The sequence below is a fragment of the Paenibacillus nasutitermitis genome, from assembly GCF_014641075.1.
GTDB classification, from domain to species: Bacteria; Bacillota; Bacilli; order Paenibacillales; family Paenibacillaceae; genus Paenibacillus_Z; species Paenibacillus_Z nasutitermitis.
This window is the reverse complement of the sequence record NZ_BMHP01000001.1, coordinates 2,068,921-2,085,518: the sequence shown is the minus strand read 5'-3', so window position 1 is coordinate 2,085,518 and position 16,598 is coordinate 2,068,921. Positions and strand designations below refer to the sequence as shown.

General features: G+C 46.2%; 10 protein-coding genes. All 10 read right to left on the bottom strand.

Annotated elements, in window-relative coordinates; translation table 11 throughout:
• Positions 1 to 3: 3 nt before the first annotated feature.
• A complete protein-coding gene (locus IEY46_RS08820) occupies positions 4 to 483 on the bottom strand; it encodes a DUF2975 domain-containing protein (RefSeq protein ID WP_188991062.1) in 480 nt (159 codons plus the stop codon).
• 664 nt (positions 484 to 1,147) lie between these two features.
• Positions 1,148 to 2,350 (bottom strand): MFS transporter, encoded by a 1,203-nt coding sequence (locus IEY46_RS08815; protein WP_188991060.1) that lies wholly within the window; start codon positions 2,348 to 2,350, stop codon positions 1,148 to 1,150.
• 58 nt (positions 2,351 to 2,408) lie between these two features.
• The gene (locus IEY46_RS08810) at positions 2,409 to 3,947 is read right to left on the bottom strand and encodes an ABC-F family ATP-binding cassette domain-containing protein (RefSeq protein WP_188991059.1); all 1,539 of its coding nucleotides are present in this window, start codon (positions 3,945 to 3,947) and stop codon (positions 2,409 to 2,411) included.
• A 289-nt stretch (positions 3,948 to 4,236) separates the two neighbouring features.
• The gene (gene ltrA / locus IEY46_RS08805) at positions 4,237 to 5,355 is read right to left on the bottom strand and encodes a group II intron reverse transcriptase/maturase (RefSeq protein WP_229750157.1); all 1,119 of its coding nucleotides are present in this window, start codon (positions 5,353 to 5,355) and stop codon (positions 4,237 to 4,239) included.
• Positions 5,356 to 6,249: 894 nt separating this feature from the next.
• Positions 6,250 to 6,816, bottom strand: coding sequence for a helix-turn-helix domain-containing protein (locus IEY46_RS08800; protein ID WP_188991057.1), 567 nt, complete (start codon positions 6,814 to 6,816; stop codon positions 6,250 to 6,252).
• A 673-nt stretch (positions 6,817 to 7,489) separates the two neighbouring features.
• The gene (locus tag IEY46_RS08795; protein WP_188991055.1) at positions 7,490 to 10,612 is read right to left on the bottom strand and encodes a discoidin domain-containing protein; all 3,123 of its coding nucleotides are present in this window, start codon (positions 10,610 to 10,612) and stop codon (positions 7,490 to 7,492) included.
• A gap of 32 nt (positions 10,613 to 10,644) precedes the next feature.
• Positions 10,645 to 13,332, bottom strand: a complete 2,688-nt coding sequence (locus tag IEY46_RS08790) for a family 78 glycoside hydrolase catalytic domain (protein WP_188991824.1) — start codon at positions 13,330 to 13,332, stop codon at positions 10,645 to 10,647.
• Positions 13,333 to 13,347: 15 nt separating this feature from the next.
• Entirely contained in the window at positions 13,348 to 14,151 is an 804-nt protein-coding gene (locus IEY46_RS08785) for a carbohydrate ABC transporter permease (protein WP_188991053.1), read from the bottom strand.
• A 38-nt stretch (positions 14,152 to 14,189) separates the two neighbouring features.
• Positions 14,190 to 15,068, bottom strand: coding sequence for a carbohydrate ABC transporter permease (locus IEY46_RS08780; protein ID WP_229750155.1), 879 nt, complete (start codon positions 15,066 to 15,068; stop codon positions 14,190 to 14,192).
• A gap of 69 nt (positions 15,069 to 15,137) precedes the next feature.
• A complete protein-coding gene (locus tag IEY46_RS08775; RefSeq protein WP_188991049.1) occupies positions 15,138 to 16,487 on the bottom strand; it encodes an ABC transporter substrate-binding protein in 1,350 nt (449 codons plus the stop codon).
• Positions 16,488 to 16,598: the final 111 nt, after the last annotated feature.

The following is a 16,598-nucleotide window of genomic DNA, read 5'->3' as shown; positions in this document are numbered from 1 at the left end:
ACCTCAGACCGTCAAATCATTTTCTGATTTTATATCAATCGCCTCTTTAAGGAGCTTTTGGAGAACAGCAGCAAAAACGGCAATCACCAAGGAGGCAAAAATGATGACCATTCCGATTACGATGATACCTGGGGCATCGTCCCTCTCAGCTATGAGATAAAACAGTGGCATGCCCGCCACATACAAAACGCTGATGGTGATCGCACAGTATTTTATTTTTTTTAAAGCCTGTACAGATAATTCCGAGAAAGCTTTGTTCTTGTCAATATAGCTTAAAAGTTTAAAAGCTTGATACAAAGCAAAATAAAAAGGGATCACCGTTGCATACAAATCGATGAAAACGTAATATTTCATATAAGATCTTGAATACAATTCTGCTGCAAAATTCGCGATTTCAGGCACCACGAATATGCACAAAGCAAGAACCGGGATTCCAAGTAAAATAACAGCCGCCTTTAAGAAGAGTGTTGTTCCTTGTTTCATAAAAAGCCCCTCACTTATTATCAAATTAAATTTAATTTGACTTTAACACATCATTTATTGTTTTACAATAAATAGTTGCTGCAATAGAATATATTATTGCTGTTACCAATCGTTGATGAAACCTCTGTCGTAGTATCCGCTATTGATTAACGCCATTAATTAATGCGGTTAAATAATTAATTGCTGGATGGACAGCTTTATTTCGCGTGATTCGACAATTTATTTAACGCCATTAATTTATACATACGTCCTTAATGGGGTCCCGCCAACATTTTAACGAAAATATACGCTAAGCCCTCGGACGTGATCGACTTGGCGTTTTTTCTTACTCTAAGCTGGTCCGAGTCGTACTACCCGGAGCATCGCTGTTTAATCTCCTTAACTTAATGAATGAAAAATATTTGTAGATCCTGCCGTCGGATGGCAAGTATTATTATCCGTGTAGAACCAATGAGTCACTCAAAATTCCTCCATTAAAATAACACCAGGAAACCCCGGTGTTATTTTAACTTAATGTTTCAAAAGGATGCGACCTCTTTCAAGATTGGCAATACAGTATGTCAAATCTAAGGTCGAACATATCACCCCAATGAACCAATTAGCTCATCGGTCCCTGGATCTTAGTCACGCAAACAATTACAATGCCTTACTGCTACTCATGCCTCTATTCTGCAATGAAACGTTTGCTAAATAAAGCATAAAGTGCACAGGCAACCACCATGATCCCAGCAAATATGAGTATACTCTCCACCCGCACAATATCCCCCAACGGACCAAACAAGACCATCCCTAACGGCAAGGCGCAGGAGTTTGAAACTTGTACAAGACTAAATATTCTGCCATGCATGGAAGACTCAACTTTTTCCTGCAATAATACTGTAATTGGCGCGTTGAAACAGGGCATTGTAATTCCAATTAAAAAGTTAAACAATAAATACATGACAAATTCCGGAGCGACACCCAGCCCTACCATCAGCAAGCCATAGAAAGCGCACGCTAATATAGTGGTATGCATGCGGTTTCGGAAACCTCCCCAAGTTGCAATCACAATGCCTCCGGCTATTGCTCCAGCGCTAAAGGTCATCTCACTTGCCGTCAGCCTCCACACTTCCCCACCGAAGGAACGGCTCACCATGAGGGGCGTTAAAAAGGCAGCTGGACTTATCAAAATCATAATGACAAACAGAAAAAGGAGCAATCGTTTTAATAAGGTGTGATCTTTCAAATATACAAACCCTTGTTTAATGTCGAGCAAATTAGATTTGTGCCGACTAGTCATATTTGCATGAGAGGGTACGGCAATGGTCAGCATGATACTAATCCCGATGACTGCGGTAATAACATCAATAAAAAACGTCGCTTCAATTGTCGTTATGGAGAGAATCGCCCCGCTTGCCGCCGGTGAAAGAAACATCATCAAGGACGAAATACTGCTGTTTACTCCATTTACTTTCATAAGCTTATCTTTTGGGACAATCTGGGGAATAACAGCGTTATAAGCCGGGATTTGTATTCCGGTTCCTGCCGATCGAATAAGCAATAGAATAAAGAGCAGCCAGATAGATTGATAACCCGTTAAAAACAATACCGCCATGATAAGCGTCACGGATGCAATCATCCCATCAGCCAGCATAATCATTTTTTTGCGATTGTAACGGTCAATCCATACGCCGGCAAACAGGGATATGACAATCTGCGGCAGAAAACCGCAGACAGTGGAAATCGTCATCATAACTCCTGATGTGGTCGTAAGGGTAATATGCCAAATAATCGCATATTGAACCAATGATGAACCGAATAATGATATTGTTTGTGCAGTCAGGAACAGGATAATTTTCCTTTTCCACTCGTTGTCGTTGTTACTCATAAATCTATTTACACTCCTCGTTTTTTCAGTTCTTCGTTACCTAGTCGTTCGATGGAGTTCACAGCATGCTATCCTCTATGTTGAGAAGACTATCAACCCATCCTTGATAAAATTTTTCTTCATGAGAAACCAGTATCAAACTTCCGTCAAATTGAATCAAAGCTTTTTGCAAAGCGTCTTTTGCTTCAGCGTCCAAGTGATTGGTCGGTTCATCCAGGATTAGCATATTACATGGTGAAAGCAGCAAGCGGCATAATTTCACCTTTGACTGCTCGCCTCCACTCAATGTAGAGATGGTCTGTGAAACATGGGTGTCCTTTAAAGCGCATTGTGCCAAATGACGGCGAATTTCTTTCATGCTCAGTTTAGGATAACGCGCCGATATGATCTGGATCGGTGTCATTGCATCGTCCTCCCAGATGAGGTCCTGCTCGTAATAACCGATCTTGACTTGTTCCGCAAACCGAAAACCGCCGGATACACTCTGAATATTTCCAATCAATGTTTTGAGCAAAGTTGATTTTCCGATTCCGTTAAAACCGGTAATCACAAGCTTTTGCCCTCCCGTAACTGAAAAATTTAATTTGGGCAGCAGAGATGTAACATATCCAACCTCCAGATCATTTACCCTGAGCACCACCTGTGCGGAAAGAGGAAGTTCACGAAACCGGATTGATGGTTTAGAGGCAAAACCCGGTGGAGCGATTCTATCGATTTTTTCAAGCTGTTTTCGTCGTCCTTGAGCAATTCTGGAATTAACTCCAGCTATATTTCTCCGGATATATTCTTCCGTCTTTCCGATTCTTTTCTTCTGGGCATTGTATTGCCGAATATAATCCTCCCGTAAATGTTCCTTTTGTCGGAGAAAATCCGAGAATTTACCATGATATTTTTTGATCGATTCGCCTTCAATATCGCAAATGCAAGTTGAAACCTTTTCAAGAAAGGTCTGGTTGTGTGATACAACAACGAATGCATTTTTAAACGTCGCTAAATAGTCAGCTAGCCAATCAACATGCCCTTTGTCAAGAAAATTTGTGGGCTCGTCAAGCAATAAGACATCCGGTTTTTCTAAGAGAAGCTTTGCCAGAATCACTTTGGCACGCTGCCCGCCGCTTAACTCCCGAATTGGACGGTCAATTCCGATGGCGTTAAGCCCCAGGCCGTTGATCACTTTATTGATCGTGCTGTCTAAAGAATAAAAATCATGCATTTCGAGCTGCTCCTGATGTTCTGCGGCTTTCAGCAGTTGATCTTCATTGCCAGTAATGGCGCTTTCTTCATAGAGTGCGTTCATCTTTCTTTCAAGTTCAAACAAATCCAAAAATGCCGTTTTCAAGTAGTTCAAAATCGTATGGCTTCCATTGATAACAGCATATTGGTCAAGATAACCGATTTGAATGTTGGGCTGCCATTTTGCAGTCCCCTTATCGGGAATAATCTCGCCTGTCAAAATGCCGATCAACGTACTTTTTCCTGTTCCGTTCTGTCCAACCACACCTAAGTGTTCCCCTTTACACAACTCAAAATTTACCTGTTTGTACAGTGTTTTATCGCCAAAGGAATGCGACATATCGATTACATCAAGTAAACTCATACTATATTCTCCTTTCTAGAGTAAAGGGCAGAGAAATCTGCCCCTCCTCATCAAACCGTACGTGAGGTTTTCCCTCATACGGCTTTCCGATGTTCGTCATTCATGTGCATGCAGATTACAAGAGCGTCTTGAGTCCATAATGTTTGGCCATGTGCTTCACTTCTTGAAACGAACCCATCCACCTTGCGCGTTGCCTCTTCCTGGCATACCATCTCGTAAGCCTCTGCAAAATGTACCCGTCCAACTTTGCCAGCTTTAATTGGCTGTAGGCCGTGTAGTAATAGTTCCTCTACCCCTGAATCTTGGGATTCAGCCATTCCACCTGTTCGAGAAATGATTTATGCCTCATGTTCGGCGGAGCCAGACGTTCTTTTACTACCTCCCGGATTCGATCTTCCGCTTTCCGAGCCAGCCATTGTTGGGTCGTGTAGTACACTTGTCCTCTCGACGTTTCGGCTTTCGTTTTACGATGGTGCATGCCCAGAAAGTCGAAGCCTTCTTCTCCTGTCCAAAGTCCGACAATGCGCGTTTTAGTCGGATGCAGGGTTAGCTCCAGACGATCCATAATCGCACGAATGATTTCGTACGCTCGGTCTGCGTCTTTCTTTGTCTTGCACACAACCACGAGATCATCCGCGTAACGCGTAAGTTCCCCGGTTCCGCTGCCGTGTCGTTCCCACAGGATGTCGAAGTAGTTCAGATAGATGTTCGCCAAGAGCGGTGAAATAACACCGCCCTGCGGCGTTCCCAAATCCGAGCGTCTCACCGTTCCTTCCTCCATGACCCCCGCCTTTAACCACTTCCGCACTAGCTTCACGATACGTCTATCGCTGATTCGCATTTCCACCAGCTTCATAAGCTTCTCTTGGTTGATGTTGTCAAAGTAGCCTTGGATGTCGACGTCAACCACCCAATTGCCTTTGCGGTTGCATGCTTTCCGGATTCGATCGAGCGTTTGCTTCGCGCCTCGCTTCGGACGGAATCCATACGAGGATTCCTGAAAATCCGCTTCAAAGATCGGCTCCATAACCAGTTTCGTCGCCATCTGTATGACGCGATCTCGGACGGTGGGAATGCCTAAAGGCCTCTGCTTCCCGTCCTTTTTCGGGATGTAATGACGCCTGACGGGCTGTGGGTGGTAGTTGCCTGTCTTTAGAATTCGATGGCATTCGAGTAAAAAGAGATGCTCTCCCCTCTTCTCGATGTCCGACAGCGTTTCACCGTCGATACCCGCCGATCCTTTGTTGGCCTTAACCCTCCGCCATGCTTCCCATAAGATATCCATCCGGTAGATCTTGTCGTACAGCGCGTGGAATCTGCGTTTCTTGCTTTCCTTGGCCGCATGACCTAGCTTCTCTTGGAGTTGTTGAACGTTTTCCTTTGGTGTTGTTAGCCGTTTGGCATTCACTGACTCGTACCTCCTTAAGAAACGTGAACAAAGCAGGGCTCCTTCCCTCCCGCAGGTTATGTTGTCCTGCGATTCTTTGGTAGTATGAGCCCCTCGGACTCCCTTCCTGCAGACGGCTCACTTCACCTTCCGGGCTTATAGAGCGCCTCTTTACGGGTTCAAAAAAAAACCGTGCAGGGGAGGGTCTCCCCAGTTCACTGCATCCTCTTTCATGCCATACCGATCCCCATACGCCGGAGGATTCCTCGCTGTCGCTCCAAGTTCCTAACAGCTTCCATGGCCTTCGGTCCAGTTTAGCGAGACTCGGCTTCCTCTTTTCCCTCTTGCGAGGCCTTTTTGACGACGCGGCAGGATTCACTTCATGTTACGGCCTGGCATGTTGCTCGCCCTGTCTCTGACAGGTACTTTTGTCGATACGCTTTTGCGCACAGATTTCGCCATACGCAAGTATCCTAGCTACGCGGGGGCTTGGCCCCTCCCGCGACCGGATTTCCACCGGCTAGAAGATGCGTGCCTCTGGGCACGCCTAAACAAAAAAGCAGAGGGTATTGCACCTTTCGGCACAAGCCCTCTGCTTCTCTGTACTCTACAATAGGTACAGCAATACGATCTTCAGCTAGAAACTGAACATAGTATCACAAAAGGCTGTAGACGAATTATTGTCTACAGCCCCTTAATCATCTTATCGACCGACGGCACAACCAAATAAGCATGGAATTCCACGCAAAAATTTGAAGGCTATCAGTCGATGAAGAAAGAGCATGATGCTCTTTGATTAAGCTCCGGACAACGCTTCATCGTTTTATCGATTTGTTCGGAGCAGCTCTTGGGATATAATTTAACAGTTTCCGTGAAATGCATATGGAATACACCCTTTCGTTTGGAGCAATTTTATTATTTATGTCTGCACTTGTCAAGAATTGTTCGTTGGCTATCGGATCTTTCTGAATGCTCTATGAGTTCATGTAGCTGTTCATTCAAGTTGTGTATTCTTACGAACAACCATAAAGGAATGACACTCTTATTTCTAATGACCGCTAATGCAAGGCAGTATAGGACAATGTCGATCCTCTCCTGCCATGTTGTCGAGCGTCCCTTGGTCATAGCTGGCGTTCCCCCTGTATAAGCTTTTAAGCTGCTATGACCATTATACTTCTTAATCCAATCGGTAAGTTGGGTTCGACTGGCGATCTTATACTTCTCGATAATTTGGTACTGCGACAATCCCCCACCCAGATAATCCATCACCGCTTGATGTTTAAGCTCTTCAGAATAACTACGATTATGACTGGGGATCTCTAGTCCTTCGTAACCGTACAAATGATAACGACGTTGCCACTGCGCTACAGTGGACTTGCTAAAGCCGTATTTTCTAACAGCGGCATTCCTACCAATATGGCCGCTTTCAATCTCTTGAAGGATAGCCAACTTCTCTAAAGCATTAAGTTTAGGTTTAGACACAAAGAATGCTCCCCTTACAGTAACAGGTTTTTATTATTTCACCTGTCTACCGTATGGGGAGCATATCAAAATGGACTCGGGTGTCTTATTTCACTTTTATGTAGACGAGCGACGATTAAGAAGAACCACGGGTAGAATAGTGTAGTTGCCCTGCAACCCTTTAGACTGAGTAATCGTCTAGAAATCGATGATAACTGGTTGTTCACAATTAAAACCAAATCCTGCACCAGGGCCTGAAATAGAAACAGAAACAGAGTTCGCCGACTACGTCAATGTCGGGGGGAAACATTACATTCACGCTTGGGAATTAGCTATGGCTAACAATTCGTAAATTTCAGAAATTGGTAAAGTGGAAAGTGGATCAGTAACACCAGAAGGTACTCCTGTTTATTTAAGTAAAACAAACAGAAACGTTCAAATGAAGAAGCTGTAGTCTACGACTTTATTTATCAAGTCATAGCCTGCGGCTTTTTCCCCAATAGTTTTTTATACCATCACCGAGAACACGTAAACAAATTTATGCGATTTTCGTTATAATTATTGCTTAGCGTACGTTTTTCGCGTTTTGTTGGCGGTACCCCTTAATGCACTAATCTTGAACGGGAAATTGATAAAAAAAAGCCCGCTGCTTAAGCGGACTTCATTCGTAATAATGTTTATGTGGATACTCTTTTTAGTAGACCGCAAATTCATAGATAATGGGTTGTCCGGTGCCGGATATAAAATAGAGCCGGGCCTTGCTACCGGTGACAGCCGGAAATGTGACTGTTTTCGGAGTGTTGACATCGCCGATTGTAGTTCCCGTATAAGCTGTTGTCCAGGTCGAGCCGCTCCAATAATCGATTCTATAGCCTGTCGTACGGTTGCCGTATTCGGTTAGCACCGCTTTGCTGAAGGTAACCGGTTGTCCGAAATCGACCGCGAGCCATTGTCCCGAGAACAAGTTATTACTGGCTTGCCAGTTGGTCGTGGGTGACCCGTCAAATGCCTGATAAGCGGATTGACTGCTATCATATTGTGAAGAGCTGCTATAATTGGATACCGGCAAGTTTAAAGCATGATTTCGATTTAATAGCTCAAACTCGTAAATAATGGGTTGAAAACTTGTGCCAGCTGTAAAATAAAGGCGCGCTTTACTCGCAGTTACGGCTGGAAAAGTGATCGTTCGAGGAGAACCATAATTGCCAATAGACGTCCCGGTATAGGCTGTTGCCCAAGTTGTACCATTCCAGTATTCAATTCGGAACCCTGTCGTACGATTGCCGTATTCGCTGATTATGGCGGTATTAAAGGTTACATTGCTGCCAAAATCCACCTGTAACCATTCGTTCGCGTAATTCCCGGATGCCGCCTGCCAATTAGAAGCCGTCCCATCAAAGGCCTTCCCTGCTGTCTGATTTATGTCATATTGGGAAGAACTGCTGTAGGTCCGATTAAGCGCCAAATTCCCTGTTAGGAGTTTATAATATTCAATGGCTTGAGGACTATTAACCATTCCGCTCTTCACGGCAATCGCTTTAATGACGATCGTCTCCGGATGAGGAGATGTAAGAAGTAATGGGCTGGTGTATACCGGACTTGCCAGAGTTGGCGTCGATCCGTCAGTCGTATAATGAATGGTTGCCCCGCTAGTATCTGAAGCAATCGTTACGCCTTGCATAGAATCGTACGTGCCGCCGCCAATATTCATAACAGGAGATGCCACCGAATTTGATATCCTGGCCACCCATAACGTCCAATCTTCTACCGAAGGTTGAGGGGGAATGCTCCATTGCCCCGCTGTATTCGGAGAAAATCCTGCGTTTATTGTCGTGTATTTGCCGGTTCGTGGGTTCATCCATTTGGCCATATAAGTTGCGGATGCATTCAACCCGTTCAGAGTACCGTTATATGCCGTCGTCGTTGAGGGCAAGTACGCAACAATTGATGATCGATCTGTGTTTGTTTTTGCAGCTGGTTCTTGCGTTCCCGTTGGGGCTCCGCTCCAGGAAATAACCGAATTGTTTGGCTGTAGTGTCCACCAGTTTACTGCTTCGAAGAAGTCTTTCATGTAACGCATTTGTTCTCCGGCTTGCTTATCTATGGCTTCATACCAAGGAGTCGGAAGCCCTCCCCACACCTGCCATATGTCATTGCTATCCCAAGTTGCCTGCCATAATCCTTCAGAACCGTAAGAAAATCCTGCACTGCCAGCCATATTCGCATTCCAGGCTGTTTCCCTCGTATAGGAGGAAGGTATACCATTAATGTTCTCATAATTGGCTTCTCCTTCGATGACAACCTTGGTCGGAGTCGCGTTGTAATGTTCCAACCAATAACTTTTATCTCTTAACACACCATGACCGCCTTGCAGGAAATCAAAATGATAGGCATTGTCATTACGGAATGAAATCGTGTTCGTGTAATCATTATGAAGCGTATTTGCTCGTTTGTAAGCATCTATCGAATACGTGTAATCGAGTACGTTTTTCCAACTGGCCGCACTGCCTTGACCATACTCCCCGCCGCCTGTCCAAACTGTTGGATAAGCGCCATACCGGGCAACGATATAACGGGCCATCCGTTTGTAATCCGCTTCATTGCCGCTGTCCAACAGCCGTCCCCAATCGATTCCCAATGCCACGACGAGTCCCTTATCGATTGCATACTGGATACGAAGATCGGAATTTTGCCAGAAGCCGGGATTCAAATCCGATGCGAACCCCTTCCAATTCAAAATAGAACCTGCCGAATTATAGGCCTTGAATTCCCGGATCGATGGCGTACTCCCTCCGGTTGTTCCCGTAATGGTGATTTTTACATACCTGACATTCGCCGTAACGGAATCGGAGAAGGAGTCTCCCGAAACGCCAGTTGTCCGATCGGCCAGGGTTGTATAAGTAATATTATCCGCGGAGCCTTCAATTTTGTATTTCCAGGTGTCGTTTTCTCCGAACAGCGTGTCGATCTTACCAAGTGCCGTGACTGATTTAAGATCAATGGAAAACCACTGTGGATACGTATTCGATGCTGCTTTCCACATCGTCCCTTCTCGTTCGTCCAGTGCTTTACTTGGATGAGCAACATAGCTATCGTATTGACTGCTGGAGGTTATAAAACTGGATGCATTTGAATCGTACCGGGTATAGTTCCAAACATGGCCGCCTTCATTATAGGTTCCGCTTTTATCAACATCGCCCTGCTCGAAAGCAAAAAAGTTCATCTGATAAACGGAATACCCTTGTTTGACCCGTTGGTCAACCATCCCCTTATATTGGGACGACCATCGGGGGTCGTTGGAAGCCCCCCATTTTTCCCGGTAAGACAATCCCATCCAATGCGTGTCCGCAAGCCAATAGAAAGGCGTCCCATCGTTATAGGTCAGAAATCGATTCGAAGAATCGGCTTTGACGAATCCATGTTTATAAATTTCCAGTGAACCGGTATAAGGTTGACTCACAACGGTTCCTGTTTGCCCATGCAGCCCGGTATCCGTCGGATCAGAAGCCGTAGTAGCATAAGACCAATTCCCTGTCACGGTAGGCGCAAATCGGAACTTCCACGTATCCCCGCCATCCCAGAATCCTGGCAGGGTCATGCTGATTCCGCCGGGACCGATGAATGTGGCATTTATTTCTACATCTATATAAGGGTTTGAATAGCTTTTTGAACTATGCAGGATGATATCCACAGCTTTCCATAGTTCAGTCGTATAGGCGGCGGCGTGAGCTTTCGGAACGTATACTGACAGTGGGGTAACGACAAGCGAGCTGAATATCAAGACCGAAGCCATCCACAACATAACCCGTCTTTTCACTCTTCTTCTCCTCCTCGATTTAAGCCTGCAGTTTATAGGCGCCACGCATATTGAAACTGATACGAGCCCGAATCCAACTCCAACCGCACGTCCTTCTCCTGAGCTGTTACCTGTCGTATTCCATCCGCTTCGATTAGCCGATCCCCCCCTTCTGTCACCTCTTCTTGGCAGGTATTGGGCAAAAAGACCGTGCCGGTCGTGTTTGGCGGCAACGTAATTTGGATGGTCATTTTCCCATCCTCAATTCTCCATAGCGACAGGATTTCCCCATACATAGACTGAAAGGAGGCTCGCGCATAATGTAAGCCTTCTCCTGGTCTGGGACGAATAACCGTATGCTTATAGCCTGAACTCTCTGCATCCGTATCTATCCCCGATACTACCCTATAGAACCAATCACCAATTGCACCGAAAGCGTAGTGATTGAATGAATTCATATCCGCGCTCCAGAACGATCCGTCTGCGTTCTGACCGTCCCAATGCTCCCAAATCGTTGTTGCCCCCTGCTCGACTGAATACAGCCATGACGGGAATTCTCTGGAGAGCGCCAGCTTGTAAGCCAAGTCGGTTCGACCGATATCCGTTAGAGTTGAACAAAGGTAAGGCGTGCCCAGGAACCCTGTTGTCAGCTTGTGATCCGATTGTTCTAGAAGCTGGATTAAACTTTGTTCAACCCTCGCCCGAACATTATCTTCAACTAATCCAAAGCTGAGGGCCAGTACATGAGCAGTCTGGGTCGGAGAAACAAGTCTGCCGTTCTTCGAGACGAACTCGAGGTTGAAATGTTCGATAACTCTATTGCGCAGCTCCGTATACCTGGCGACATCATCAACATAACCCAGAACCTGCGCGGCTCTAACCAGCAAATCCGTTGAATGGGCATAGAACGCAGTTGCTATAAAATCTTTCGGTGTCGCACCCGCGTAGCTGCCTGCCGGAGCATCAAGCGCAAGCCAATCGCCGAACTGAAATCCGCTGTTCCACAGAAACTCCTGCTCCCCCAAACTCCGAATGAATTCTACCCATGACCTCATGCTGCCGTATTGTTCTTCCAACAACCGCTTGTCTCCATAACATAGATATAATGTCCATGGACAAATAACGGCGGCATCTCCCCAACCTGCTGCCGAATGCAGATCCCAACCCGGCAGCGTATCAGGCACCGTGTTCGAAACGCCTCCATTCGGAAGCTGATCCGCTTTCAAATCCCTAAGCCATTTCGTAAAGAACGCGGCAACGTCCATATTAAACGCTGCCGTCCTGATAAACACTTGCGCATCGCCCGTGTAACCAAGTCTTTCATCACGCTGCGGACAATCCGTAGGCACGTCGAGGAAATTTCCCCTTTGTCCCCAAACGATATTGCTCTGCAGCTTGTTGACCAACTCGTCCGAGCATTCGAAAGTTCCCGTCTCGTCCAGAGCGGAATAGATCACGTGGGCTGTAAAGGCTTCGAGGGACATATCTCCTGGATAACCGGTTACTTTAACATATCGAAACCCTTGAAACGAAAAACGGGGCTCGTAATACTCGTTTACGCTTCCTCTGCACACGTATCGGGTTGTTTGCTTCGCTGAACGCAAATTATCCGTATAGAAATTGCCATCCCGGTCCAATACTTCGGCATGCGCCAATTCAATGATCGTCCCTTCCGGTGCCGTCAGTGAAAAAGAAACCCAGCCAACCATGTTCTGGCCGAAATCAAGTATATCTTCTCCGGTCGGCGTACGAAGCAAACCGGCCGGCTTCAATTCCCTCATCACTCGGGTCGGTACGTTCTCCTGAGGAATCAGCATCTGTTTACTATGATCCAGGATGCTGACGGGGAGCCAATCATGATCCGCATAGGAGGATCTGCTCCATCCATCCTTCTCCAACCGGGCGTCATACGTTTCCCCGTCATAGATCGAAGCCATGATGATTGGACCCGTCTCGCACCGCCAACTATCGTCCGTTATGACGATTTCTTGCCTTCCGTCTTCATACACCAGGTACAGTTCAAGCAGAGCCGCTCTTTGATCCCCATAGAAATTGTTTGGATGCCCGCCGATTCTCCCCTTATACCAACCATCCGCGAGCGTAATTCCAATCGCGTTCCTGCCCTTTTGAATGAGACCGGTTACGTTGAAGGTTTGAGTTTGAAGACGTTTATGATAGCTGGTCCAACCAGGTAGGAACTTGTTTTCGTTCAAGCGTTCCCCGTTCAATTCCAGTTCGTATATCCCCAAAGCTGTTGCGTAAATGCGCGCGGATAGAAGATTCGCGCCTGCTTCAAAGGTCTTTCGAAACATCGGGGAAGCTTCCGGCGAGCGATTGTTCTGTTCATGGTCGAAGGTTATCCATTGTGCCGTCCATTCGGCGAAATCCATCATACCCGTCTCCCAAAAAGCCGTTAGCCAATTGCTCTTGCGACAATGCGAATCCCAAACGCGTACGCGATAGTAGTATAGAGTACGGGACTTGAGAGGATGACCTTCATATCGAATATGAACAGATTGATCCGATTGGACGTGTCCGCTATCCCATGTCAATGTCTCAAACCGCGGATCACCTTCCGAAGCTTGTATCTGGTAGCCGGTTTGTTTAATCCCTCGTCCGGATCCAGTTAATTTCCAACTGAATCTCGGGATACGAACGCCAATTCCAACAGGGTTTACCCTGTATTCACAACGCAAGTCTCTTAAGTCGAACCGTTGCACCTTCGCTCCTCCATCCCTCATAATCATGCGGTCATCTCAGCCTTTAACCGATCCAATGATGAGTCCCTTCATCATGTACTTCTGCGTAAAGAGAAACAGGATAATTAAAGGCAAAGTCGCCATTACGCACAGCGCAAAAATCGGACCGTAGTCGATCGATTGGTTATTCGCTTTAAATTGAACCACTTGCGCCATAAGCGTCATTTTCGCCGGATTCTTTAAGTAGAGCAAGGGTCCGAATAGATCGTTCCATATTCCGTAGATGTTCAGCATAATCAGAGTTCCCGTTGCCGGGAGCAATAATGGGAAAATAATAAACCAGAACGTGCGAAACCTGTTATATCCGTCCATGGCAGCCGATTCTTCGATCTCTCGGGGCACAGACTTTGTAAATCCCGCGTACATAAACGTAGCCATCGGGATTGCACCCGCCGTATACAATAGAATCATAAAGGTGCGTGTATCTATGAGGTGCAGCGAGACCCCCATTTTAAAGATCGGGATCATTCCTGTTTGAAGCGGAATCACCATCCCGGAGATGAAGAAGTAGAACAGGAATTGAAAAAACTTGTGCGGCATACGAGCAATAATATAACCCGCCATGGAAGAGACGATAATGATGAGGCCGATTGAACCCGCGCTGATGGCAAAGGTATTCATAAAGCCTGACATTACGTTTACTTTGTCAAAGGCTTTCACATAATGTCCTAGATAAAGAGAATCCGGCAATGCCAGCGGGTCATAGAACTGGCCTGGCTCCTTGAAGCTGGCCATTACAAGATAGAGAATCGGAAATAGAAAAAGCAATGCCACCGCAATGAATACAAGTTCCGATACCATTCCAACGTAATCTCTCCGCTTTGAAAAGAGCGTGTCCATTAAATCTCCACCTCTCTTCGACGCGTAATTCTCAGTTGAATGAGCGTAACGATCATAATGAATATCATGAGGACGATACCAGCTGCGATTGCGTAACCGTAGGTGTTCTCACGGAACGCAGCGTTATAAATCGCAAGTGTCAGCGTATAGGATGATGAGCCAGGTCCACCGCCTGTCATGACATAAGGGATATCAAACATCTTAAGCCCTCCGATAATAGTCAGGAAAACGACGATCGTAATGGCAGGCATTAACAGCGGAAGCGTTACGTGGACAAAACGTCTCCCCGTATTGGCCCCGTCAATCTTGGCGGCTTCATACAGCTCTTGCGGAATCGATTGGAGCCCCGCCAAATAAATTACGGCACAATAACCTAGCCCCTGCCACTGCGTCATGGCAATAATCGTCGGAAATACGGTATGCGAATTGCCCAGCCAATCACGGCTCCAATCCGCCAGTCCAATTCGCTCAAGCAAGGCATTAAGCAATCCATCATACTGTAAAATGCTGCCCCATACGATCGAAGTAACGACGAGACTAACAACGACCGGTAAATAAAAGGCCGTTCGCAAAAATGCCCGGGTACGAAACGATCGATTCAACAAAACAGCCAACAATAGCGAAAGCGGGTTCTGTATAGCTAACCCGAAGGCCGTAATCAGCAGCGTATTCTTCGCAGCATTTAGCATCTTGGAGTCATCGAGAAGATACACATAATTATCCAATCCGATATATTTTGCCGGTCGAATCGAATCCCACTCCGTGAACGAGTAATAAATGCTTTGCGCAAACGGATAATAAACAAAAGCTATAAACAATATTGTTGCTGGAAGGATGAATAGTAATCCGGTCATCCAATCGCGTGTTCGATTATTCAACTTCTTTCACCTGCTTAATACTCGACCGGCCGTCTGTTCAGCCGGCCGGTCGAATTAGAATATTATGGTTTACTCTGCTGGAACGATGACCGTCCCTTTATCTTTTTCGAGTTTTTTCTGTGCTTCTGCCAAGTCATCGGGATTAAACTTAATTCCGGATGCCACTTTCGTGAACGTCTCCACGAGTGATGTCAATGCGGATGCAGGCAAGTAAGATTCATATCCCATACCGGAATCCGTCTCTTCAACAACCTTTAGCAGGTCATTCAATGCCGTGTCCGGGTAATTCAATTGCATGCCTTGAATAGCGGGAACCGTCCCGCCTCCCACGTTAAACGGACCGTAGACTTCAGGACTGGCAATGACGTTGACCAAATCCTTCGCCTGCTGCATCAGCTTTGTTTTGGCATTGACAGAAAGAGATTGGTCGATTCCGAGAGATAATTTGGCATATCCTTTATCCGTCGTGAAAGGAAAATAACCGAGATCAAATGCCGCATGTCCTTTGGTTTGGAAATTTTCCTTCGCCGTTCCGGGCATCCAGGGACCTTGTACGATCATGGCCGCTTTCCCTGAAGTGAACAGTTCTGCGGATTGCGGCCAATCAATACTGAGTGCAGTCTTGTTCAGATACCCCTTTTCTACCATCTCCTGCAGATGAGTCATGACCGCTTGAACTTCAGGTCCTTCCAACGTCTTCTTGCCTTCATACAAATCTTTGCCGTAGGTGGGACTGCTTTCGTTCCCATAGGGCTGCATCCAGAGATTAAAGGTCATTTGAGCTGTCCAGATATCCTTGAATCCTGCAGCAACCGGAGTAATGCCTGCTGCTTTAATCGCGGAGAAAGCCTTCTCAAGCTCCGGCCACGACTTGGGTACCTGGATTCCCAGATCGCTGAAAATCTTCTTGTTATACCATATTCCGCTGGAGGCAACCCCCATCGGCAGGGAATAGACTTTATCCTGAAAAAGATAGGAGCTTTTCGTACCCGGATTAAGCTTACCCGCCCATGACTCGCCTGATAAATCCGCCAAATACCCGACTTCACCGAACTTTGCGGTTTGTCCTTGGTGGAAGAATACGTCCGGTGCCGTATCCGAAGCTAACTCCGCCTTTAATTTGTCGGAATAGGTGTCGCCGAGCGTAATATCCCATTGGATGGTACCGTTAGGCTGCTTCGCTTTGTAAGCTTTCTCGATATTCGCTTTAAACTCTTGCATGTAAGGCCGATCATCGATAAACCAGGCTCCAACACGAATGGTAAATGCATTGTCATTCGAATCACTGGCAGGAGCACTCTCTGCCGATCCGTTTTTGCCCGATTCTTTTGGGCTTTGAGCTTCATTTCCTCCGCATGCCGATAACGCCATCGTCATTAATAGCGTAATGGACAGAAGAAGAGTCTTTCTCTTTTTCACTTTGTGACCTCCCGCAAATTTTCTTTTTAAGGATAAGCGCTCACTTGTTTAAGTAGAACCCTTTCCTATTTCCTAGACTAAACGAACTCGCCATCAATCGACATGTGTGTA